Origin of the sequence: Agromyces sp. PvR057 (assembly GCF_040547485.1) — a bacterium.
Taxonomy (GTDB): Bacteria; Actinomycetota; Actinomycetes; order Actinomycetales; family Microbacteriaceae; genus Agromyces.
In genome coordinates this window covers 939312-959767 of the sequence record NZ_JBEPPT010000001.1, presented here as the reverse complement: position 1 = coordinate 959767, position 20456 = coordinate 939312, and the positions used below count along the sequence as shown (strand labels likewise).

The 20456-nt window shown below is 64.2% G+C and carries 16 protein-coding genes; 3 read left to right on the top strand and 13 right to left on the bottom strand.

What is annotated here, in order from left to right; translation table 11 throughout:
• The first annotated feature begins 42 nt into the window (after positions 1-42).
• The gene (locus ABIC29_RS04295) at positions 43-1344 is read left to right on the top strand and encodes a UDP-glucose dehydrogenase family protein (protein WP_116080989.1); all 1302 of its coding nucleotides are present in this window, start codon (positions 43-45) and stop codon (positions 1342-1344) included.
• Positions 1345-1431: 87 nt separating this feature from the next.
• On the opposite strand, the gene ABIC29_RS04290 is transcribed toward ABIC29_RS04295, so the two are convergent.
• The gene (locus ABIC29_RS04290; protein WP_116080988.1) at positions 1432-2679 is read right to left on the bottom strand and encodes a hypothetical protein; all 1248 of its coding nucleotides are present in this window, start codon (positions 2677-2679) and stop codon (positions 1432-1434) included.
• A gap of 242 nt (positions 2680-2921) precedes the next feature.
• On the opposite strand from ABIC29_RS04290, the gene ABIC29_RS04285 reads away from it, so the two are divergent.
• Positions 2922-3404, top strand: a complete 483-nt coding sequence (locus tag ABIC29_RS04285) for a VanZ family protein (protein ID WP_354243088.1) — start codon at positions 2922-2924, stop codon at positions 3402-3404.
• Here ABIC29_RS04285 and ABIC29_RS04280 read toward each other — a convergent pair.
• The 6 genes from ABIC29_RS04280 to ABIC29_RS04255 all read right to left on the bottom strand — a co-directional run bounded on the left by ABIC29_RS04280 (position 3338) and on the right by ABIC29_RS04255 (position 11989).
• Complete coding sequence (locus tag ABIC29_RS04280; protein WP_354243085.1) at positions 3338-5128, bottom strand: glycoside hydrolase family 15 protein; 1791 nt, start codon at positions 5126-5128, stop codon at positions 3338-3340. The genes ABIC29_RS04285 and ABIC29_RS04280 overlap by 67 nt on opposite strands.
• A gap of 1 nt (position 5129) precedes the next feature.
• A complete protein-coding gene (locus tag ABIC29_RS04275; protein ID WP_354243082.1) occupies positions 5130-6227 on the bottom strand; it encodes a heparan-alpha-glucosaminide N-acetyltransferase domain-containing protein in 1098 nt (365 codons plus the stop codon).
• A 120-nt stretch (positions 6228-6347) separates the two neighbouring features.
• Positions 6348-6848: a hypothetical protein gene (locus tag ABIC29_RS04270; protein WP_147309124.1), complete on the bottom strand. Its 501-nt coding sequence runs from the start codon at positions 6846-6848 to the stop codon at positions 6348-6350.
• Between the two features lie 94 nt (positions 6849-6942).
• Positions 6943-8670, bottom strand: coding sequence for a DUF4012 domain-containing protein (locus ABIC29_RS04265; protein ID WP_354243078.1), 1728 nt, complete (start codon positions 8668-8670; stop codon positions 6943-6945).
• Between the two features lie 418 nt (positions 8671-9088).
• Positions 9089-10558 (bottom strand): lipopolysaccharide biosynthesis protein, encoded by a 1470-nt coding sequence (locus ABIC29_RS04260; RefSeq protein ID WP_354243075.1) that lies wholly within the window; start codon positions 10556-10558, stop codon positions 9089-9091.
• 36 nt (positions 10559-10594) lie between these two features.
• Complete coding sequence (locus ABIC29_RS04255) at positions 10595-11989, bottom strand: Coenzyme F420 hydrogenase/dehydrogenase, beta subunit C-terminal domain (protein WP_354243072.1); 1395 nt, start codon at positions 11987-11989, stop codon at positions 10595-10597.
• A 775-nt stretch (positions 11990-12764) separates the two neighbouring features.
• Here ABIC29_RS04255 and ABIC29_RS04250 point away from each other — a divergent pair.
• The gene (locus ABIC29_RS04250; protein ID WP_354244595.1) at positions 12765-13742 is read left to right on the top strand and encodes a glycosyltransferase; all 978 of its coding nucleotides are present in this window, start codon (positions 12765-12767) and stop codon (positions 13740-13742) included.
• Between the two features lie 83 nt (positions 13743-13825).
• Here the strand turns inward: ABIC29_RS04250 and ABIC29_RS04245 are convergent, their stop codons facing one another.
• The 6 genes from ABIC29_RS04245 to ABIC29_RS04220 form a co-directional block, all read right to left on the bottom strand.
• Positions 13826-14824, bottom strand: coding sequence for a glycosyltransferase family 2 protein (locus ABIC29_RS04245; protein ID WP_354243069.1), 999 nt, complete (start codon positions 14822-14824; stop codon positions 13826-13828).
• Positions 14825-14905: 81 nt separating this feature from the next.
• Positions 14906-16102 carry a polysaccharide pyruvyl transferase family protein gene (locus ABIC29_RS04240; protein WP_354243066.1) on the bottom strand — a complete coding sequence of 399 codons (1197 nt, stop codon included), beginning with the start codon at positions 16100-16102 and terminating at the stop codon, positions 14906-14908.
• 96 nt (positions 16103-16198) lie between these two features.
• Positions 16199-17287 carry a glycosyltransferase gene (locus ABIC29_RS04235; protein WP_354243063.1) on the bottom strand — a complete coding sequence of 363 codons (1089 nt, stop codon included), beginning with the start codon at positions 17285-17287 and terminating at the stop codon, positions 16199-16201.
• Positions 17284-18378, bottom strand: coding sequence for a hypothetical protein (locus ABIC29_RS04230; RefSeq protein ID WP_354243060.1), 1095 nt, complete (start codon positions 18376-18378; stop codon positions 17284-17286). Before ABIC29_RS04230 ends, ABIC29_RS04235 begins: the two co-directional genes overlap by 4 nt.
• Positions 18375-19442, bottom strand: a complete 1068-nt coding sequence (locus ABIC29_RS04225; RefSeq protein ID WP_354243057.1) for a polysaccharide pyruvyl transferase family protein — start codon at positions 19440-19442, stop codon at positions 18375-18377. The genes ABIC29_RS04230 and ABIC29_RS04225 overlap by 4 nt, the downstream gene beginning before the upstream one ends.
• Entirely contained in the window at positions 19442-20410 is a 969-nt protein-coding gene (locus tag ABIC29_RS04220) for a glycosyltransferase family 4 protein (RefSeq protein ID WP_354243054.1), read from the bottom strand. The genes ABIC29_RS04225 and ABIC29_RS04220 overlap by 1 nt, the downstream gene beginning before the upstream one ends.
• Between the last annotated feature and the right edge of the window lie 46 nt (positions 20411-20456).

Here is a 20456-nt window from a genome sequence, read left to right as displayed (position 1 = left end):
GCCGCACGTCGACCGGCTCGTCCCCGAAGGAAGGAACCCCTCATGAAGCTCTCCGTCATCGGATGCGGCTACCTCGGAGCGGTCCACGCCTCCGCCATGGCCGAGCTCGGCCACGAGGTGATCGGCATCGACGTGGATCCCTCGAAGGTCGAGGCGCTGCAGGCCGGCCGCCCGCCCTTCTTCGAACCCGGGCTGCCCGAGGTGCTCACCTCGGCGGGGGCGACGGGTCGCCTGCGGTTCTCGACCGACATCTCCGAGGTCGCGGAGGCGACCGTGCACTTCATCGCGGTCGGCACGCCGCAGTCGGCCGACGGCTACGCGGCCGACCTGAAGTACGTCGACGCCGCGATCGAGGCGCTCCTGCCGTACCTGAAGGAGGGCGACCTGATCGTCGGCAAGAGCACCGTGCCGGTCGGCACGGCACGGCGTCTCGCCGATCGCGTCGCCGAGTCCGGCACGGGCGCGCGGCTGGCGTGGAACCCCGAGTTCCTGCGCGAGGGGTACGCCGTGAAGGACACCATCGAGCCCGACCGGCTCGTCTACGGCGTCGACGACGAGCGCGACGTCGAGGTGCTCGACGGCGTCTACGCGACGGCGATCGGCGCGGGCACGCCGCGCATCGTCACCGACTACGCCACGGCGGAGCTCGTGAAGGTCGCCGCGAACGCGTTCCTGGCCACGAAGATCTCGTTCATCAACGCGATGTCCGAGATCGCCGAGGTCACCGGCGCCGACATCACGCAACTGGCGGATGCGATCGGGCACGACGCGCGCATCGGCCGCCGCTTCCTCAACGCCGGTGTCGGCTTCGGCGGCGGATGCCTGCCGAAGGACATCCGCGCGTTCACCGCGAGGGCCGAAGAACTCGGTCGCGGCGAGTCGGTCGCCTTCCTCAAGGAGGTCGACGCGATCAACCTGCGGCGTCGCGTGCGGGTGGTCGACCTCGCGGTCGACGCCCTCGGCGGCTCGCCCTACGGCAAGAAGGTCGCCGTGCTCGGCGTCACGTTCAAGCCGCACTCCGACGACGTCCGGGACTCCCCCGCGCTCGACGTGGCCGTGCAGCTCAAGGGGCTCGGCGCCGACGTCGTCGTCACCGACCCCGAGGGCATCGACAACGCGCGCCTGCGGCATCCGCAGCTCCTCTACACGTCGGCCACCGAAGAGGCACTGCGCCATGCCGACCTGGTCGTGCTCGTGACCGAGTGGCCCGAGTACGTCTCGCTCGACCCGGCGCACGTGAAGTCGATCGCGCGCGGCTCGATCATCATCGACGGGCGCAACACGCTCGACGCCGCGGCTTGGAAGGCCGCCGGCTGGCAGTACGTGGGCATGGGCCGCAGCTGACGCCGAGCCCGGTCCGGGCGCCACGGGCGAACGCGAACGGGGGTGCCGCTCGACGAGCGGCACCCCCGTTCGTCGTCGGGATCGGGCTCAGGCCCAGATGCGCGCCAGATACGCGTCGGTGGGCGCCGGCGTCTGCTGGTCGAACCATGCGGCGCCGTACGAGCTCATGGCCGGGTCGACCCGCCACCCGCCTGTGGCCGCAGGGTTCTTCGAGGCGGCCTTGTCGTACGAGGTGGAGCTGTTGGTGACCGAGGCCCACTGCGTGTCGTACATCGATCCGAAGACGAACGAGTCGTTCGCGTAGAGCTGGCCCGGCTCGCCGCTGCCGTTGATCGCCTGGCCGATGGTCGGGCCCTGCGCCCCCGACGGCAGGGGGTAGCGCGCGCGGATCGCGAAGATCTGCGCCGCGAGGATCGTGTGGTCGAGCGTCAGGAACGGCGTGCCGAGACGCGGGTCCTGCGGCTTCGAACCGCCGACCTGCAGGGCGCTGTTCAGCGATCCGAAGAAGGTCGAGTCGCGGATCGTGAGCCCTCGGTAGGCGCCGTTGCCGTACATCTGCAGCGTGTCGATGTGGTCTTTGGCGCCGCTCGGCCGGAAGACGGGTGCGCAGTAGCATCCCTCCCAGAGCGAATCGGTGATCATCGAGTTGGAGCCGGCCGCGTAGCCGAACGGGTCGTTGATGTCGACCTTCGCATCGGCCATCACGACCTCGTGCGCGGAGCACCCCTCGAGGATGCCGCTCGAGGAGGTCATGCGGAAGCCGTGCGAGACCTTCGACTGCGCCCACGCGGTGCGCGAGCAGTCGGTGAGCAGCATGAACCGGCCGTTGATGCGCGCGAACGTGACGCCCTTGACCCCGACCAGCCGCGCGGAGTCGGCGACCGTGACTGAGCCCCAGCCGTTCTTCGGCGAGACGAGGATGTTCTTGGTCGCGGTGCCGCGCCCGACGCGCTGGAGCGCGGCGGCCGATCCCGACGAGGCCCCGTAGCCGGGCAGGGTCCCCGATGCGACGCGGATGTGCACGCCCGCGTTGATCTGCGCGTCGGTGACCGAGGCGATCGCGGTCCCGATCGCGGTCCAGTCGCAGGCGACGTCGATGACCTTGCCGAACGTGCTGCCGATCTTGGGCGTGTGCGTCGGCCAGTGGGTGCCGTTCGGTCCGAACGAGCGGATGGTGCTCGCCGCGACCGCGCCCTGCGCACTCGTCGTCGTGCTCGTGTCGGGCCGCCAGAACACCGGGACGAGCGGATCGAGGTAGGCCGCCTGCCCGAGTGCGATCGGTGCCAGGGCTGCGGCACCGGTGAGCAGTGTGCGTCGAGAGATGGACTTCGTCATGCACTTTCTCCGATCCTTCGGATGGACTCCGTGGCGCAATCGGTGTCGACGTGACGCGCCAGATCCTTGAGAACTGTCGCGCGAGCCCCCTTGTGCGACAGTTCGACGATAGTCGCGCCGCGTTAACCCGTCATTACGAATGTGCGACGGCCCCACAACGCTCGGCGCGCGCACAGGTCGTCGACACCCGCAGGATTCGCGCGGGAAACCGCGGCGACATCGCCTGGGCCTATGGTGGTCGCATGACCGGCCAGGCATTCCCTCGGCGACGCATCGTGCTCGCGCTGGTCTACGCGGCCGTGCTGGCGGTCGTGCTGTTCTGGCCGGTGCACATCGACGGCGCCGGCGGATTCGTGCGTTTCGGGCCGCTCCTCGATGCGATCGCGCTGCTCGGCATCCCCCAGTGGGCGAGCTACCCGTTCGTCGAGTTCGCCTTCAACATGGCCCTGTTCGTGCCCCTCGGGCTGCTGCTCGCCATCGGGTCGACACGGTCGGGCGTGCGACGCATCGTGACGGCCACCGGCATCGGGCTCGTGGTGAGCTGCCTCGCCGAACTCGTGCAGCACCTCTTCCTCCCGGATCGCACGACCGACGTGCGCGACGTGCTCGCGAACGCGCTCGGCGCCGGCGTCGGGGCCGGCTTCGTCGTCGCGATCGACTACGCGCGCCGCCGCGCGGCGATCGCATCGGCGGCCCGCACGAGCGCGAGGTGCGAGAACGCCTGAGGCGTGTTGCCGGCCTGCCTGCCGGTGCGCGGGTCGACCTGCTCGGCCAGCAGGCCGAGGTCGTTCGCGAAGCCGAGCAGCCGTCGCATGAGCGCTTCGGCGTCGTCGAGCCGGCCGCTGCGGGCGTACTGCTCGACCAGCCAGAACGAGCACGCGAGGAACGCGTTCTCGTCGCCCTCGACGCCGTCGACCTCGGCCTCCGTGCGGTAGCGGCGAAGCAGCCCGTCGCGCATGAGGGTGCGCTCGAGGTGTGCGACGGTGCCGAGCATGCGCGGGTCGTCGAAGGCGACGTAGCCGACCTGCGCCAACTGCAGCAGCGCGGCATCCGGCTCGCGGCTCCCCTCGGACTGCACGTAACCGCCGAGCCCGGCGTCGTACCCGGTGCGCTCGATGCGGTCGGCGAGGCGCTCGCGCAGCGCGCGCCAGTGCGCGACGGGTCCGCGTCGGCCGTCGTTCTCGACCGCGCAGACGGCGCGGTCGAAGGCGGCCCAGAGCATCACGCGCGAATGCGTGAAGTGGCGTTCCGCGCCGCGGATCTCCCAGATGCCGGAGTCCGGCCGATCGAGGTTGCGCTCGGCCTCCTCGAGCAGTGCGCGCTGCAGCGGCCACGACAGGCCGTCGTCGTGGGCCTCGGCGTGCCGCACGGCGTCCAGCGCGATGAGCACCTCGCCGAACACGTCGGCCTGGAACTGCTCGGATGCCGCGTTGCCGACGCGCACGGGGCCGGCGCCGTCGTAGCCGGGCAGCGTGTCGGCCTCCCACTCGGGGAGCCGCCGTTCGCCGGCGACGCCGTACATGATCTGCACGTCGGCCGGGTCGCCGGCGACGGCGCGCTCGAGCCAGCGCCGCCACGCCTGCGCCTCCTCGTGGAGGCCGTGCACCATGAGCGCCTGCAGGGTGAGCGACGCGTCGCGCAGCCACACGTAGCGGTAGTCCCAGTTGCGCGAGCCGCCGAACTCCTCCGGCAGGCTCGTCGTCGCGGCGGCGACGATGCCGCCGGTGTCCTCGTGGGTCAGCAGGCGAAGCACGAGCAGCGAGCGGCGCACTGCGTCGTCGTAGGCGCCGAACGAGGTGGAGCGGGCGGCCCACTCGCGCCACCAGCGGTTCGTGCGCTCGATCGCATCGTCGACGTCGACGGGCTCCGGCGGTTCGAGGTGCGACGGATACCAGGTGAGCCGCAGGTCGACGGTCTCGCCGGTGGCCACGGTGAAGGTGCCGACGTGGGCGTGGTCCTCCGCCGCGAGCCGCGGTCCGCGCAGCACGAGGGCGTCGGGGCCGGCGATCGCGAGGAGCGCGGGCCCGTCGGCGGTGGTGTGCTGCCGCATCCACGGCAGGGTGGCCGCGTACCCGAACCGCACGCGCAGCTCCTGCCGCAGCTCGACGGTGCCCCGGATGCCGCGCACGCGCCGGATCACGTCGCTCCGGGCGTCGTTGCTGCCGCCGCCGATGGGCATGAGGTCGGTCACCTCGACCTCGCCCGCGTCCGTCGTCCACCTCGTGACGAGCGTGAAGGTGTCCTCCTCGTAGCGGCGCACGGCGGTCGCCCCTGCGTCCTCCGGTCGCAGCAGCCACCGGCCCTGGTCGGCATCGCCGAGCACGGCCCCGAAGACGGATGCCGCGTCGAACCGCGGCGGGCAGTACCAGTCGATCGATCCGCCGGCATCGAGCAGCGCCGTGGTGCGGCAGTCGCCGATGACCGCGTACTCCTCGATCGGCGCCGGCACTTCAGGCCTCCCCGATGGCGGTGCGGTCCGCGCGGTGCCGCGAGCGCCCGCTCGCCCACCGAAGCAGGGTCTCGAGCGGTCCGCGCCCGATGAAGCGCCGCCACAGCCAGGCGAAGAGCATCGAGCCGACGATCAGGCCGATGAGCAGCGGCCACGAGTCATCCGTCACCACGCCCGTCGCCGGGTCGACGCGCACGGCGAGGGCGATGACCACGAGGTGCAGCGTGTACACGCTGAGCGGCATCGAGCCCATGGCCGCGACCGGCGAGGTGACGGCGATCGAGGCCCGGCGCACCCCCGGCGCCGCGAGTCCCGTGAGCACGAGCAGCACGGCGACCACCGCGACCGCGACGCCCGTGTTGCCGAGGGTCTCGAGGGAGGCGCGCAGGGGCACCGACCACGCGGCATCCGCCACCATCTCCGGCCGCGGCGGCAGCGTCGAGAGCGGCAGCATGATGCAGGCGGCCGCGGCCCCGATGAGCCCCGCCGCGAAGACCGTGGTGCGCGCCGCGAGGTCGAGGCGTGCGAGCGCGAGGCCGATGAGCATGACCGGCACCCAGACGATCACGGGGTAGGCCCCGCTCACGACCCAGTCGATCGGGATGCGGAACGCGCCCTGCCGCGTCTCGGCGACGAACGGCGTGCGGGAGGCGATCTCGGCGAGCGCCGGCGTGATCGCGAGCAGGACGATGCCGACCGCCAGGCCGGCGCGCGGCGGCAGGAACAGCAGGGGGAGCATGAGGAGGAACGCGATGCCGTAGACGTCGAGGATGATGAACACGAGCGGATGCAGGGTGGCGGCGATGAGCAGGCCCATCGCGATGAGGATGACCGCGCGGATCGCGATCTGGCGACGCAGGATGCCGCGCTCCCCCGCCTCGGCGATCGGGCGCGTCCCTCCTGAGATGAAGCCCAGCCCGATGCCGGCGGTGAGTGCGAACAGCAGGCGCGGCCGTTCGTCGGCGATGCCGATGAGCGCCATCGTCGTCGGATCCTCGACCATGGGTGCGACGTGCGCCACGAACATGCCGATGAGCGCGAGCCCGCGCGCCGCATCGACGCCGATGACGCGCGCCGGTGCGGCGCCTGCGGTGCTCATGACCCCATGTTCGAGGCATCCGGTCGCATCACCGCGCCGACACGACGAAAGCCCGGATCACCGATCCGGGCTTTCGTCGTGAACGTTCGTGCCGAGAGGTTGCGCAGCAGCCTGGCGGTGTCAGCCCTGCTGGCGTGCTCGGCGCACCGTCATCATGACGACGACGAGTGCCGCACCGAGCAGCAGCGCGCCGCCGCCGATCCAGATCCAGAGCACGGGAGCGTCGTAGCCGGTCGTGGCGATGCCCCCGGTGCTGGCCGTGTCGGCCGGGACGACGGTGAGCGTGCCGGTGGCGACCCAGTCACCCGCCGTGTCCGTGATCGTGTAGGTTCCCGGCGTGTTGGAGGACACCTGGAACGAGACCGTTCCCGAGGCGTCCGTCGGCCGGGAGGCCGTCGCGGCCTTCAGCACGGCGAGCGTGACGGCATCGGGTGCGGTCGCGGTCGACGGCGTGTTCGGCGGCAGTCCGCTGAACGTCATCGTGCCGACCTCGCCGACGGTCAACGTGACGTTGGTGCCCTGACCGGTGTACCCGGCGCCGCCGGCCGCTTGGGCCGCTGCGGGCGCCCCGATCAACGCGGCTGCAACGACAGCGACGGTTGCAAGGATCTTTCGGATCATGATTGCGTTACCCCTCGTATGCTTCATGAGCATCGAGAAACCCCAAGATTCGGAACCCCCCGATGGTGCCGCCCTTCCGAAAGACGACACCCCCTCACCTTAGGGGAGATTCACAGGAAAGCGCGACCCTTAATGTTTCGGGCGTGTAAACGAGTGGAGTCGTTTCGAGGAGAGTACGCTTCTCGCCCGCTTCGCCGCCGAGGAACCCGAACCGGTACTCGGCGCTCTCGCCCGGCGCCAGGCGCGACACCACCTTGCTCAACGTGTAGCCCGAGTCCGAGGTCGGGTGGTAGCCGACGGGCTCGTCGTTCAGCAGCACGCCCAGGTTGTACGTGCCCTGGGCGCTGTAGACGTGCACCGACGTCGTGATCGACCCGGGCGGGGTGCCGTAGTCGCCACCGCCGGTGACGTATGCCGAGAGGCTCGTCGCGGCATCCGCCGGCGCGGTGTTCGTGAGCTTCACGACGATGTCGTAGTTCGGGAGCCCATCATTACGGCACGTGACGACGCCCGCGCCGACCTGCACGTCGAGGTAGGGGTCCATCTTCGACCCGGTCATGTCGTTGAGGTAGACGCCGAACGCCTGCTCGTCGTCGGTGCTCTCGGGCAGGCCGCCCGCGATCGCGGTGCCGGCCAGCACCGCCTGCTCCTCGACATCCGTGTTCCAGACCAGGATGCGGCGCTCGGCGCCGGCCTGCGCGAACGCCTCGATCAGGGCCTGCGGGTCGGCGGCGCCCCCCATGAGGCTCGCGAAGACGGTCGACGCGACCTCGGCGAAGATCGCGTCCTGCTGCGAGACCGGATATCGCGCGTAGACGTCGCTCAGCAGGTACTGCACGGCGTTCTCGCTCGTGACCTGGTCGCCCGTGCTGATGGTGATGGGCCCGGTCGCCCGCAGCAGGTAGCTCAGCGTGACCGGGTCGACGGCGACGACCGACTGCACCTCGGTGCCGAACTCGCGCTTCCACATCTCGCGAGCGATCGTCGCCGCGAGCGGGAACTGCGGCGTGAATGTGACGTCCTGGATGTAGCGCGCGGTGTTCTCGCCCCACAGCGCGCGCGTCTCGACCGGCATGTCGACCACCCGCTTGGGATAGACCGGGAAGTCGAGTGTCCCCGCCTGCTGTGTCATCGCGACCGCGCCGCCGTCGGCGTGCACAAGCGCCATCGATCCCGGCACACCGCCGAGGGAGCGCAGCTCGGCATTGTTCTGGAACAGCAGCAGCGTGTCGCGCGGCCCGTCGGCACCGAGCATGGGGGGCAGCAGTCGCACCGCGTTGTCGAACCCCACGACCACGCCCCCGGTCTCGTCGACCATGGCCGTCAGCTCGTCGCGCGCATCGGCGAGTGGCGGCACCACCGGGGCATCGGCCACGCCCTCGAGTGCGGCCGAGGCGGTGTCGAAGGCGATGCGGGCCGCGTGCACGGGCTCCTGCAGGTCGATCATGGCCTGCAGGTCGACCGCTCCCCCGCTCGGCGCGAACGCGGCGAGGTCGATCGCTCCGGCCGACATCGCCAACGGCACCACGGCATCGCGCGCGATGTGATCGACCGACGCCGACACGACCCGCACCACCTCGAGGTTCGGGCCGAGCAGCGGCAGCACCTCGGCACCGCGCCAGATGGGGTCACCCGTCAACGAGGCAGCGGATGCCGCGTGCCCGGCCAGTTCGTCGGCCGCACGCTGAGCCGCCTCGACGTCGCCCGCCACGATCTGCTTCTGGGCGGTCTTCGCGAGCGGCACCGCCGCCTGCAACTCGTTCACGGCCAGGAACCCGCGGATGCCGATCCACGCGACGGCGAACACCAGCAGCGCGAGCACGCCGACGATCGACCAGGTGATGATGCGCTTCCGGCGCTGCTGCCTGCGCCGCTTGCTGGAATTGTGGTGGTGCGAGCGGCCGGAGCTCGAGCTGCGCGAGCGCCCGGAGCTCGAGCTCGAGCTGGAGCCATGTGAACGGCCCGATCCGGAACTTGAGCCCGAGCGCGAGCCCGAACTGGAGCCGTGCGAACGGCCCGAACTCGAATGGTGCGAGTCGCCGGAGCGGCTCGACTCATCGCGCCGGTCGGATGACCCATCCCCATGGTCCCGACCCGACGACTCCGAACCACCGGAAGACGGCGTCACGATCAGTAGCGTAGCCCGCGGTATGGCCCAAGCGCGCCAACCTTCGGTATGTCCACCACCAACGTAAACGACGAGCCCACCCGAGTTAATTGATCGCGGGTTCCTAAAGGAACTAACCGTTCTGGCCTTGGGAACGAATCAGTCGACAGACAAAGACGATCGCTTCCTTCAGCTGTCGACGTCCCTCAGGAAGAGCAACGATTACACCCACGAATCCGATACTCGCGACCACAGTTCCTCCTGCGACCTCGAGAATATCGTTCTCGATGGCGACGGCGTTCGATAGCGCTGATGCAAGCAAAAAGCCCACAGCTCCTGCGGCGAGTAGGCGAATTCCGGAGATGAGAAATGGTCTCGCAGGTAGCCCGGCCGTCCATTTCAGCCAGAAGATGTTCACTGGCCAGCTCATCGCAAGACCAATCGAGTAAGCCCAAGCGACGGCTTCGACGCCTTGGAAAGACGCGACCACGACCAGCGCAATGCAAATCGGTTTGGTCACCAGGTTATATAGGAGCAGTTGTCGGGCCTGCTGAGTGATCAGGAAGACCCAGTAGCTGACATACGAAAGAAAATTGAAGCAGCCTGCGACCGCGAGAATTGCAAAGATCGGAGCGGAAGCAGTCCACTGCGGGCCGAGCGCCAGATGAACGAGCGGCACGGCAATGGCCGCCGCAGTAGTAAACAACCAGATTCCTGCGGCACCCAATAGAAACTGGACTCTGAGAAGCGCTGAATACATCGTTTGAAGCCGGAGGTCACTCTGCGAGAAGGACGGGACTACGACCTGAGTCAGCGGGCCTAACAGCCTCCCGACTGGCGCGCTCAGAAGCTGGAAGGCACGGTTGTAATATCCCAGGCTGCTCGCACCCCACTGTGCGCCGATCAAGACCGTGTCCACATTGCTCGCGGCGAAGGTAAGAAGCTGGGCTGCCCCAATGTGCGCACCACTGCGAACAATCTCAGCGGTGCCGTATCCCCTCCGGGGCCGTCTTGGAACCCAACGCGCGATCACGGTCCGAAGGACGAACAATGAGAACGGGACTGCAAGCGCCTGTGCTACGAGGGCCCAATACCCAAATCCAGAGCTCGCCAGGATTACAGCGATAACGAAACCGATGACGAGCGAAACGATGTCTGTCGCGTTCAGAGCAACGAAACGTTGGTCCCTTGCTAGCTGCACGCCGACTTGCACCTGTACTCCATTGATGACCAGAACCAGCGCGAGAGCGGGTGTGATCGCGGCCAGCCTCGGCTCGTCGTACAGCCCGATGAGCAATGGCGTGGCCAATGCGATAGCTGCGGCAGCAAGAGTCCCAAGCACCACGTTCACCCAGAAGAGATTGGACGCTTGCTGTGCTGACAGCGACTTCGATTGAAGCGCGGCAACTGGCATCCCGAAACTACGGAGAAGGTCTCCTAGAGCCAACACGACGGCAACCATGGCGATGAGCCCGAAATCCTCGGGGGTAAGTAGCCTCGAAAGCACCATCACTGAAAGCAGCTGGAGGAAGATCTTGACTCCCTGCACAACAATGGTTAAGCCACCTCCGCGCGCTCCTCGATGGAGCAGTTCGTCCGTCATGCGCCGCGTGACTTCCGTCGGCCCGACCGTTGATTGCTACGCGTCGCGGTCGGCACTGAAGCCATCCAGCACCTTCTTGAGTCGAACCATCAGCTTCCATCCGAACGGCCGATCGATCCGCCTATACCTCGAAATTTCGCGCGACATCACGCGGGTGTACAGACTCAGATCGCCACGATCCCGCGCCTCCTCGAAAGCGCTGAGGCTCAGCACGGACATACGGCGCCGTTGACGGATGAGTCGGCGTCTATGCACCGACGCCGAGCGGTTGTTCGGCGCGATCCGCTTCTTCGGCACCGACAGACCCTTAGCGATATCGTCCGCGAGACGAACCGCCAGGCCAATCCATCGGTGCCGGAAATTGCCTGCCTGAGTTTCCGCGGCAGTGTCCGCAGAGACGTCCCGAATTTCGATCTCGCCCAGAGCTACAGCTTGGTCGAGCATCGCATCGATCATCGGGTTTCGAGAGACTACGATGTTCGTGCCTCGCCATTCGTCACGAAACTCCGGCAGCCAAGCGTCGCCGAACACGATATCGGCCGTCTCAGCGAAGATGTCATCGCAGAAATTGCACGCCTCCGGGTGCATCGCTCCGTGACCCCAGTTACCTCCGACTAGTTCCGTAGTCCTCTGATACGACCACTCATCCTGCCCACGCGCTCGTGCGCCGAAATCATAGTCATCTGCCCCTCGAGTCGGATTCTTGACTCGAAAATCCACCTCGGCCAGTTCCGCCGGCGGGACGCCAACCTGCCACGCGAGCGATTCCGCATAAAACTGGCTCTTCAGATGCCCACAGACCAACCCAACAAAGATCTGGAGCTGAGTCGCCAGCTCCGAATCTTCTCTGCAGAGCAGACGCGCAGCTTTGATAAAGCACGGCACGCCTACAATCGCGTACCGGCGGCCGTCACCTTTTATTCGGGCTAGTGCCTCAGAAAGGGTTACCGAGTAGTACTGAGATTTCCGCTTAGATGCGATCTCAACGGAGGTTTCGGAAACGTTGTAGCTGAAAAGCTCCTCACCTGGTTGGCGCCCTACATGGATGACTGCGTCGACTCGCCCACTCTCGACGAGTTCTTGGAGCAGCCAGGTGCACAGGCCACCTGAACTGCTCTTGAGTAATTGCTCATTCCGTAGATGGCGCCCAACGACGATTCTGCTGTAGCCACCCAACCGGTGATCGTGGCTGAGGTCTGACTCTTCGCCTTTGTGGGGCGGCCCCAACTCGTCCTCATCAGCGGCATCGTCCGAGAATGGACAAACACGAGTCGCCCGCGCGAGTTGATCGTCTGCGACCAGACTAATGTCCGGCTCGTAGAGTCGGGTTCGCCCGAGTCGCACAGGTATCGCGCCACCCGTGGCAACTGAACAGGCGCCGCACCCGATGCAGATACCTCTCGCGACGGTCTCTTCGATCCCGTGCGCCATCGAGACGCCTACTCGATCTCTCCGCCGAAGCATTTCGGTCTGATGATCGTGGCCTGTCGTTTCATCGTTTCCCCCCGGAACTTGACTCGAGCATGACGAAACACGTCGTCGTCCGAATCTAGCGCGACGGGTGTCTCAATACATTGATGGTTCTGATCCTGCACTTTGCCAGGTTCGATTGGTCGCTCAAGATGGCGAGCGCCACAGTCGGCCAGGTACAGCCTTCGTGGACCGCGACAGGCAGGTCACTGGACGTCTCGCCAAGTCGAACATCCAGGAGCCGGAGCCCTTCAGATCGGCGCTTGCGAGCACGCTCCGCCCACGCGTCAAACCAATGTCGAATGAACTCGCTCGATTACCTGACCTGAGTAGGATTGGGCCCAATCTGGGCCGGTCCCATCTTTTCGGGCCCTAAGGAGAGCTATTGTCCCGCGATGCACCATCGTCCATTCCTGGGCGCGTGAAACCGTCAGTCGTCTTGTTCACGCGCTCGTTTCCCTTCGGTTCCGGAGAACCCTTTATCGAAGCGGAGCTCCAGTACTTGGCGAGTGAATTCGCTAGCGTGATAATCGCTCCTGTCAACGCAGATCCGTCCGCTGTCCATGCTCGCGAAGTACCACCTCAAGTACTAGTGGTGCGGCCAGCAAAGAGATCTGCCCTGGTCAGCGCGGCACGATTCGGCGTTCTCCATCCCATTCAGTCCGGGCGCATTCTGCTGACTGTGCTGAGAACAAATGAGCCGCCTACCGACAAACTCCTCGACCTGAAGTATCGAATGTTAGCCGCGGCTCGAACGCGCGATCTCGCTCGCATGCTCAGTGCCTTCGTTTCGACAAACTCTGCGCTAGTGCTTTACGCATACTGGCTTCATCTACCTGCCTCGATTGCGATCGGCGTTCGAGAACGTCTTGGACTCCCAACGGTCCCTGTAGTTTCTCGAGCCCACCGATTCGACATTTACGGCGAAGGATCAAGGGGCTACCTCCCCCAGCGCGAAGAGATTATCTCAATGGTCGACGAGGTGGCAGCCGTGTCGGAGGCCGGGGCGCGTTACCTTAGCGACCGATGGCCCGCTGTTGACGGAAAAGTCATTGTGTCCCGCCTTGGGGCACCAGCGGCACTCGGCGAGATGAATTCCGATCGTCGGGCGCTCCTAGTACGTTCGTGTTCGCGCATTGTGCCGTTCAAGCGAATCCCGTTGCTAATCGACGCACTAGCCGAAGTCCAACGGCGTGGGATTCACGTTAGATGGGAGCACATCGGCAGTGTCGATGGAGCCTACGCGAGCACTGTACGTGATCTTGCCGAGGAGCGACTTCGTAGCGGGACGTTTTCATTCTTAGGTGCCATGAGCAACACCGGCGTCCGGGAATGGCATGCTGATCACGCGGCAACGGTATTTGTGAATGTATCTGAATCCGAAGGAGTTCCCGTCTCTATTTTGGAGGCGCTCGCCCAGGGGCTTCCTGTGATTGCGACCGATGTCGGCGGGAGCACCGAGACGATCAACACCACCGCGGGAATGTTTCCTGGACTCTTGAAAGCGGATCCAACGGCGCGCGACATCGCCGACCGTCTCGAGGATCTGTTCACTGTGAGCGATGCAGAGTACTGTCGCTTCGCTGTCGCAAGCCGCTCATATTGGGAGCACGCATGGGCAGATACCAAGAACTTTGGTTCCTTTGCCACACGGTTACGCCAGATCGCGGAAGAAGGGCGGACTACGAACAGGGCTCACACTCCGGGCCAATAGCCCGTACACAAAATGTCCTCCCGTCGAATCCCCCTCTCCGATTGGCTTTAAGTCCCCTTTGCGCCCTGATCAAGACGGAATACTCAGCTAGCCTCAGATCGCGGCGAATGCATAGCGTGTCGCTCCCGCGACCGCCATTGCCTCCACAGGAGCGGAACAAGCGCTGGCCGACGGATCAAGATCGACGCAGCCGAGGCGATTCGGCGGCGATGTACCGCATCCAAGAACGAATCGCGCACCATGAGTGCCAGATACAGCCGAGCACGAAATCGCAGAAGTAGGCGGATGTCCATTCTGAGAAGGCGGTCCCCCCCGAGCGCCGCCGAGATGCGAGCGAGACTTGCAAAGTCCGGCGTGGTCTGGCTCGCCGAGTTCGAGGCTCTTACTGTATAGACGTAGCCGGCCGTGGGAATGAGCCACATCTTCGCGCCACGCGAGACTGCGCGAAACAACAACAACCAGTCCTCGCCATATCGCTCACGCTCGTCATACCGGACACCAAGCGACGCGATGAGCCGACGGCTGAACATGGGATGCGCCCATCCAATCGGGCGCCCGGTACCGGGGAGATCACGCCAGACCAGCTGCCGCAACGAAATGCGCTGCTCTTCACCCAGCCAACGCCACGCTGATTCTCTTCCGGAGATGGAACCTAGTCGGCGCAGCAGAATCTGGTCGGCGACAATGTCAGCTTGATGGGCGAAAGCGGCATCGACTATTCGGCGAAGGCGCTCAGGCAGCCAAGTGTCATCGGCATCCAAGACAGCGATCCAGTCGCCTCGAGCGATACTGATTCCTTCGTTCCGGGCACGAGCGGGTCCTCCATTCGTGGCAAGCTTTAGCAATCGGATCCTCGGTTCGTTCGCGGCCAGCTTGGTCACTACGCTGCCGGTTTGATCGACGGACCCGTCGTCCACAACGATTGCCTCCCAGTTTCCGTATGTCTGATCAGAGAGGCTCTTCAGGGCTTCTTCGATCACCCGTTCTGCGTTGAAAGCTGCAATCACCACCGTTACTAAAGGATCGGGCCGGCCTTCGACTAGACGCTCCCCGATGTCTGTTTCTGGGTCGGTACCGTGCACTGTCGATCCTTATCCGGCTAGAGGCTGGGCACATGCGCGCGACGACTGGAGCAATCCGTAGATGTTAGCCCGCGTGATTCCTCACGACGCTGCGCAACGTCCATCCAGTCGTTGGTGGCTCGATCTCGACCACGCAACAAGGGACGCTAGGTAATCACGGCCCCGCGCCCTCTCCTGTTCCAGACGCCGATTGACATCTGCCCAATCGATCGCGCGGCTCAACGTCGCGTCGATGTCTTCCTCGCTAGCATCAACCAGCAGACGGTCGGCCAGCCCAACGAGGTTCAGCAAGGAGGACAGCCGTGACACCCCGCGAAACTCATTCACCAATGTGATGAATGGCTTTCCATTGAGCAATGCGAAGACCGTGCCGTGAAACGAATCGGTGACGACGAACGATGCGTCGCCGAAAGCTCGAAGCCATCCATGAACGGTTGGAACTCCAGCCGCATCCGGCCGAAGACTCTTGGCCCTGGCTGGCCTTGGGGGCAAGAGATCACAACGGCGGAGTTCAAGTACTCTCGCAACGTAGTCGATGTAGGCCCCTGTCTTTATCGTGGGGTCAAGCATGTACGACAGCACGTTCGACTTCCGCGTCAGATTGTCAGCGCTTGGCCCGGAGATTTCTTGATAGTGATCCACGGTAAGCAGCAATGTGGGATCGATGTGTTGTACCGCATCCACGCCCCAATGATCTCTGCAGAGGGATATCGCCTCCGCCTCGCGCACCGATATCGCCTCGAACCTCTGAGCGAGCGCTCGCGAATCCTCAACTAACTGCGAGGGGTACTCATCCAGATTGTCGCGCCCGAACGATGCAGCATATGACGCCATCTTCGCGCCATCTGGTGCAAAGTCGAAAAGATACGAACGAACATCGGCATACGCATTTCGCCACACTTGATCACTTCCCACCAAGTACAGGGTGACGTCAGAAAGCTCGTCGAGGCGCGGTCGCCGCCCCCGATAAATACGCACGGTACGAATCTTCGCAGCAACGAAAGGCCGAATAGGCCTTGCGCGATCTCGCCTGATCAATTGGCGATGCCAAGCAATCGGTGCGAATCGCTGCAGTACTGGAACGCGACAGACCCCTGACTTGATGAGGATCTTCCCCCAGGAGCGCAATCCATCTGGACGGTCTGAGCGACTAACGTCCGTCACCGCATCTGCTCCCAGTTGCCGCAAGACCTCTTGCAGTGCGTATGCCTGCAAGACCCCTCCGAAGTTGTCGCTCAGCGGCAAGGTGCGGATAAGTACTCTTCCATTGGGACTCATCGTGCGTTCATTCTCCGTCCACCACTCGCGCAATTCTGGTCGTCGACCATATCTCGCCCACCTCGCCAGCTCGGAGGCGCCCACCTTCGCTTGAGCTCATTGATAGATACGCAGACACTCACGCCGAAGTCGGGCGCGGCTGAAGTTCGCTTCGGCACGAGTACGGGCAGCCCTTCCCATGTTCGAACGAAGGTGAGGATTGGATAGGAGCTCGACCGTCGCCCGCACGAGTTGCACATCGTCGACTACGAGGACGCCAGTCACGCCGTCAACCACGACGTCCCTATTCCCGACAATGTTGGAGGCGACAGCAGGAACGCCGAGTGCGTGCGACTCGATGAGCGCCAAGGGCATTCCCTCCCACAGCGTAGGAAACACGACCAAATCGGTTGCTGCGAGTTCTTGCAGCAGGACGTCTCTATCGAGCCAGCCTGTGACTTTCACTGGGCTGTTGCCTAGCCAGTGGCGCAGGTCATCGGGATCACCGTCCCCGAACCACGTGAACTCGGCCCTGTCGCTCAACTGTCGGGCCAAGTCCGCAAATCGCCAGGGTGCCTTCTGGTAGCTGACGCGCCCGACCATGGCGACCCGCGGGAGGGCGTGAGTTGAACGACTGGCCATGTCGGCTATGTTCCCGAGTCGAACGGTATCCACAGCGTTTATCAGAACGGTCGGATGCTGGACCCTCAGGTTCTTCCGCGCAAGGGCTGCTTCAGAATCCGAGACGAGCACTGACGTGCCTCTCCGTGCAAGAACCCGCTCGACGACCAGCATCGCGAGACGAGCAAGTTTCGAATGATCTTCCCGGAGGAATGAGTAGCCATGGGGCGAGTAGAACAGCCGACCGTGATTGCCGACTGACCTACCAAGTCGTGGAAGACGACCAGCGACGCCGGCGTATGTGGAATGGAGGTGAACGATCGTTGCAGGCTCACCTCGGACGAGGTCCTGCAGGGACCTACCCATTGTGGTGAGCACAGTGACGAGGCCACCTTGCGCAATCTCGACCCGCTTGAGTTGGTCAGGAAAGATGCGATCGAGTTGATCTGTCGACGGCGTGTCTGCTCTCCGAGCGTGAACCAACGTAACGTCGGCACCCATCTCGATCTGAGATGACGTCAACTCAACGAGACTCGTGAGCACTCCGCTGCTGAGCGTCTCAGTGGCGTGAATGATTCGTGTCATTTCGTTTGCCGCGGCCGCGCCGCCACGCCTATGACGATAATGGCGAGCGGCATTAGAGGTATGAGATGACGCAGGTATGAGCCGTAGTCGGGCTCGAAGAGGCTTTGAACCGTCAGGAACGCCAGCAGGAGGCTAAGTGCACGTTCGAACTGAATCTCACGGGCAACTCGACCATTGAAGTAGGTATGGACACTACGCAGGACGAACGTCCACATTGTCGCGATGGCAAGCGCCGATACGACGTGCAGGGCAGAGCCGGCCAGCAAGAGAATCACTGGAAAGAGCAGCAGTAGCACCACCAGAATCAGATTCAGCCACTGCGCCGGGATCAACGAAGAAACGATCGGGTCCTGCAGTATTGTTTCTCGGTCCGTCCAGAGCTTGTCATTGGTCGAGAAGCGAAAGTACGTGGCGGCCTGACCAAGAAAAACATTCATCGCAACAACGACCATCCCGAGTAGGACAACCCAACCAGCCACGAACCATCCGAACGAGCGAACTCGACTGGTACCGATGCGAAACGCGACGTATAGCGCGGCCACAAGGAACCAGTACTCCCGCACGTGGGCCGCATAGAGCAGGCAGGCACCAATCCAAATTGCTTCCTGCCACCAACGTCCCCGCGATGCAATGAACAGTGCCACTAGGGGCACGACGAAGAACTCCTTCGTGTACATACCGAGGTAGATTCCACCAAGAACGAGCGTCCCACTAGCGAGCGCGGTCGCCGGCCACGTTCGCCCGAACGGTCCAGCAACCTTCAACGCCAGGAGCACCGATACGAGGAGCATCCCCACTGCCACGATGCTTACAAGAACTGGCGAGTTCCCCAGCCCCAGCCAGACATACAGAATCGCGGTCGCACCGTATTTCGTGCCGAATCCGGCGCGACCTGTGTGAATGATTTCTTGAAGCGTGCCGTCATCCCACAGCATTTGCGCAGGGAGGTAGTCGCGGCTAAACAGCGCCAGTAGCAAGGCTGCAATCGCGGCGTAGAAGATAACTAACTGTTTGAGGAGGATGCTCGACCGAGCTCGGTCATGCATGCGAGCGGCTGGCGCCTGCCTCAGTCGCGCCCGATCGACGGTCATTTCCCGCCCTGCCCGACGGCATGGGCTTGAGCAAAGAGCAACTCCCGCTCGAGTTCGAGCCGTGCATTCTCAACGCGGAGTCGAGCTTCATCCTTGGTTCGGACCCGTTCGGAGAGGAACGACGCGATATCCTCGGGGCTCGTCGCCATCGAGTTCCTCGAAACATCCTCGTCGCCGATCGTTGCGAAATGCGATGCAGCCTTGCCTGACGGCTGGGGTACGACTTCCGCTACACCTGCTCCGTGGAGCAACCCGAGTATCAGCGCGTGGAGGCGATCACTGACGACCAAGCTCGCCCGATCGTAGAGAGTCCGAACGAACCGTTCCTGGCCCGCGTCTGATCGCTCGCCCCACGGTTGAAAGACAGCTCCAGGAAGTCGACGAGCGATCTGCTCGCCTCGAATCTCGTCTTCGCGAACCTGACTGACAACCACGAGTTGAAGCCGGAGTTGAGCCGCCGCGAGCAGTACCCCCTCAAACCACGCCGTATTTGGGAACTGCCGAGGGCCTCGCATGCTGACCACCATCAGCCCGCGGTCGAACTCCTTCTCGTCGACTGGCTCTGTGAATGCGATATCGGCTACGAGCGTGCCACGGCCAATCAGGTCCAAGCTCGCCTTTTCCCGCCACAGGACGAGATTCGAGAAGCGACACGCCAGCCGGTGGACACTCGTGACCATCGGGGACGGTGATCTCACTGCGCGGGGCATTCGAAGTACCTCGGCACCCGACGCGCGCGCGAGGATTGTCATCGCAAGAAAGCCGAGCTCTTTCGGGAGCTGCCGCTTCGTCAACAACACTTCGCCCGGATCGAGCACGAGTACCTTTCGTCCTCGATTGCTCGCCATATTGCGAACCCAGCGCCGTGACTGAGACGCATCATAGATCGTGTCATTCAACGCATCGAGTCCGATCTGATCGATCCAGTCAGCCGGGGCATTGCCCACGTACGCATGAACCGGCCCGAGGCCGCGAAAGGCTTCCAACGAACGTCGTCGGATGACAGCGTCGCCGATATTGCCGTAACCTCCGACGAGCACGATGAAGACCGACGGAGCGCTCATTAAGCGGACCTCGTTGTTGAATCCATCGCTCGACTGATTGATCGCTCGACTATCTCCGCGCCCGCAGCCCACGACAGGCTCGAACGAATCGACCTCGCATTTGCGGCAAGTGATGCGTGAAGTGCGGGGTCCGCGGCGAGTCTCGCAACAGCCCGCGCGAAATCATCTGGGTCATCGACGTTCACGAGAAGGCCGTAATTCGTCGCTTCAAGCAGTCGTCGCTGGGCGGGAATGTCAGTCGCAATCACGGGGACCCCTGCCGCAGCGCTCTCCAGCATCTTGAATGGTGTCGTGGTCTCCGCCATGGAACCGGTCGCACGCTTAGTGCAAGCCGTTGCAACCGCGTTCACTACGATCTCGGCGAGTTCTTCCTGAGGCAACTGGCCTAGAAATCGAATCGAGTCGCCCTGCGACGCTTCGACGAGCGATCGATCCTCACCGTCGCCGACAATCCAAAGATCAACTGCAGTGGGCCAGATATGGCTGCTCTTCGCATCGAGAAGGTAGCGGATACCTTGCCACGGAGCCAGATTCCCGAAGAAGAGTACATAGGGTCGCTCCGGAGCCTCTCCGGGTGAAGCCTTCAAGAAGACTTCTGAGACCCCCGTCTGCAGCGGCACCGATTTCGTTCGACGTGTGCCTCGTATCTCGTCGACCCATGCCTCCAACCCCTTGTTCAAAACGAGGACGTCATCTGCCTCGATGAGGCTCCGGCGAATAAGCGATCTCGAGGTCGGAACGTAGCGGAACCATGGATAGGTCTCGTAGAGCGACTCATCGTTTCCCTGGACAAGGAGGATCACGGCACCACCACGGCGTCGCCAGATCGGGCTAACCAGCCCGAGGAACGGATGCCATCGCGCAACGAGTACGCCCTTGGGCTCGAGTTTCCTGGCGCGGCGGATCAGCTGGACAACGCGTCGGAGCTTCTGCGTTAGCTTCGGGCTCGGGACTGGCGACGTGAGCACCGAACGAGGCACAAATCCGGCGACACGGAGGCGTTCACGTGTGCCA

What these genes read in the sequence shown, in the direction of transcription:
- ABIC29_RS04295 (WP_116080989.1), top strand. Translation starts at nt 43, where the DNA reads ATGAAGCTCTCCGTCATCGGATGCGGCTACCTCGGAGCGGTCCACGCC.
- ABIC29_RS04290 (WP_116080988.1), bottom strand. Translation starts at nt 2,679, where the DNA reads ATGACGAAGTCCATCTCTCGACGCACACTGCTCACCGGTGCCGCAGCC.
- ABIC29_RS04285 (WP_354243088.1), top strand. Translation starts at nt 2,922, where the DNA reads ATGACCGGCCAGGCATTCCCTCGGCGACGCATCGTGCTCGCGCTGGTC.
- ABIC29_RS04275 (WP_354243082.1), bottom strand. Translation starts at nt 6,227, where the DNA reads ATGAGCACCGCAGGCGCCGCACCGGCGCGCGTCATCGGCGTCGATGCG.
- ABIC29_RS04270 (WP_147309124.1), bottom strand. Translation starts at nt 6,848, where the DNA reads ATGATCCGAAAGATCCTTGCAACCGTCGCTGTCGTTGCAGCCGCGTTG.
- ABIC29_RS04260 (WP_354243075.1), bottom strand. Translation starts at nt 10,558, where the DNA reads ATGACGGACGAACTGCTCCATCGAGGAGCGCGCGGAGGTGGCTTAACC.
- ABIC29_RS04255 (WP_354243072.1), bottom strand. Translation starts at nt 11,989, where the DNA reads ATGGCGCACGGGATCGAAGAGACCGTCGCGAGAGGTATCTGCATCGGG.
- ABIC29_RS04250 (WP_354244595.1), top strand. Translation starts at nt 12,765, where the DNA reads ATGTTAGCCGCGGCTCGAACGCGCGATCTCGCTCGCATGCTCAGTGCC.
- ABIC29_RS04240 (WP_354243066.1), bottom strand. Translation starts at nt 16,102, where the DNA reads ATGAGTCCCAATGGAAGAGTACTTATCCGCACCTTGCCGCTGAGCGAC.
- ABIC29_RS04235 (WP_354243063.1), bottom strand. Translation starts at nt 17,287, where the DNA reads ATGACACGAATCATTCACGCCACTGAGACGCTCAGCAGCGGAGTGCTC.
- ABIC29_RS04230 (WP_354243060.1), bottom strand. Translation starts at nt 18,378, where the DNA reads ATGACCGTCGATCGGGCGCGACTGAGGCAGGCGCCAGCCGCTCGCATG.
- ABIC29_RS04225 (WP_354243057.1), bottom strand. Translation starts at nt 19,442, where the DNA reads ATGAGCGCTCCGTCGGTCTTCATCGTGCTCGTCGGAGGTTACGGCAAT.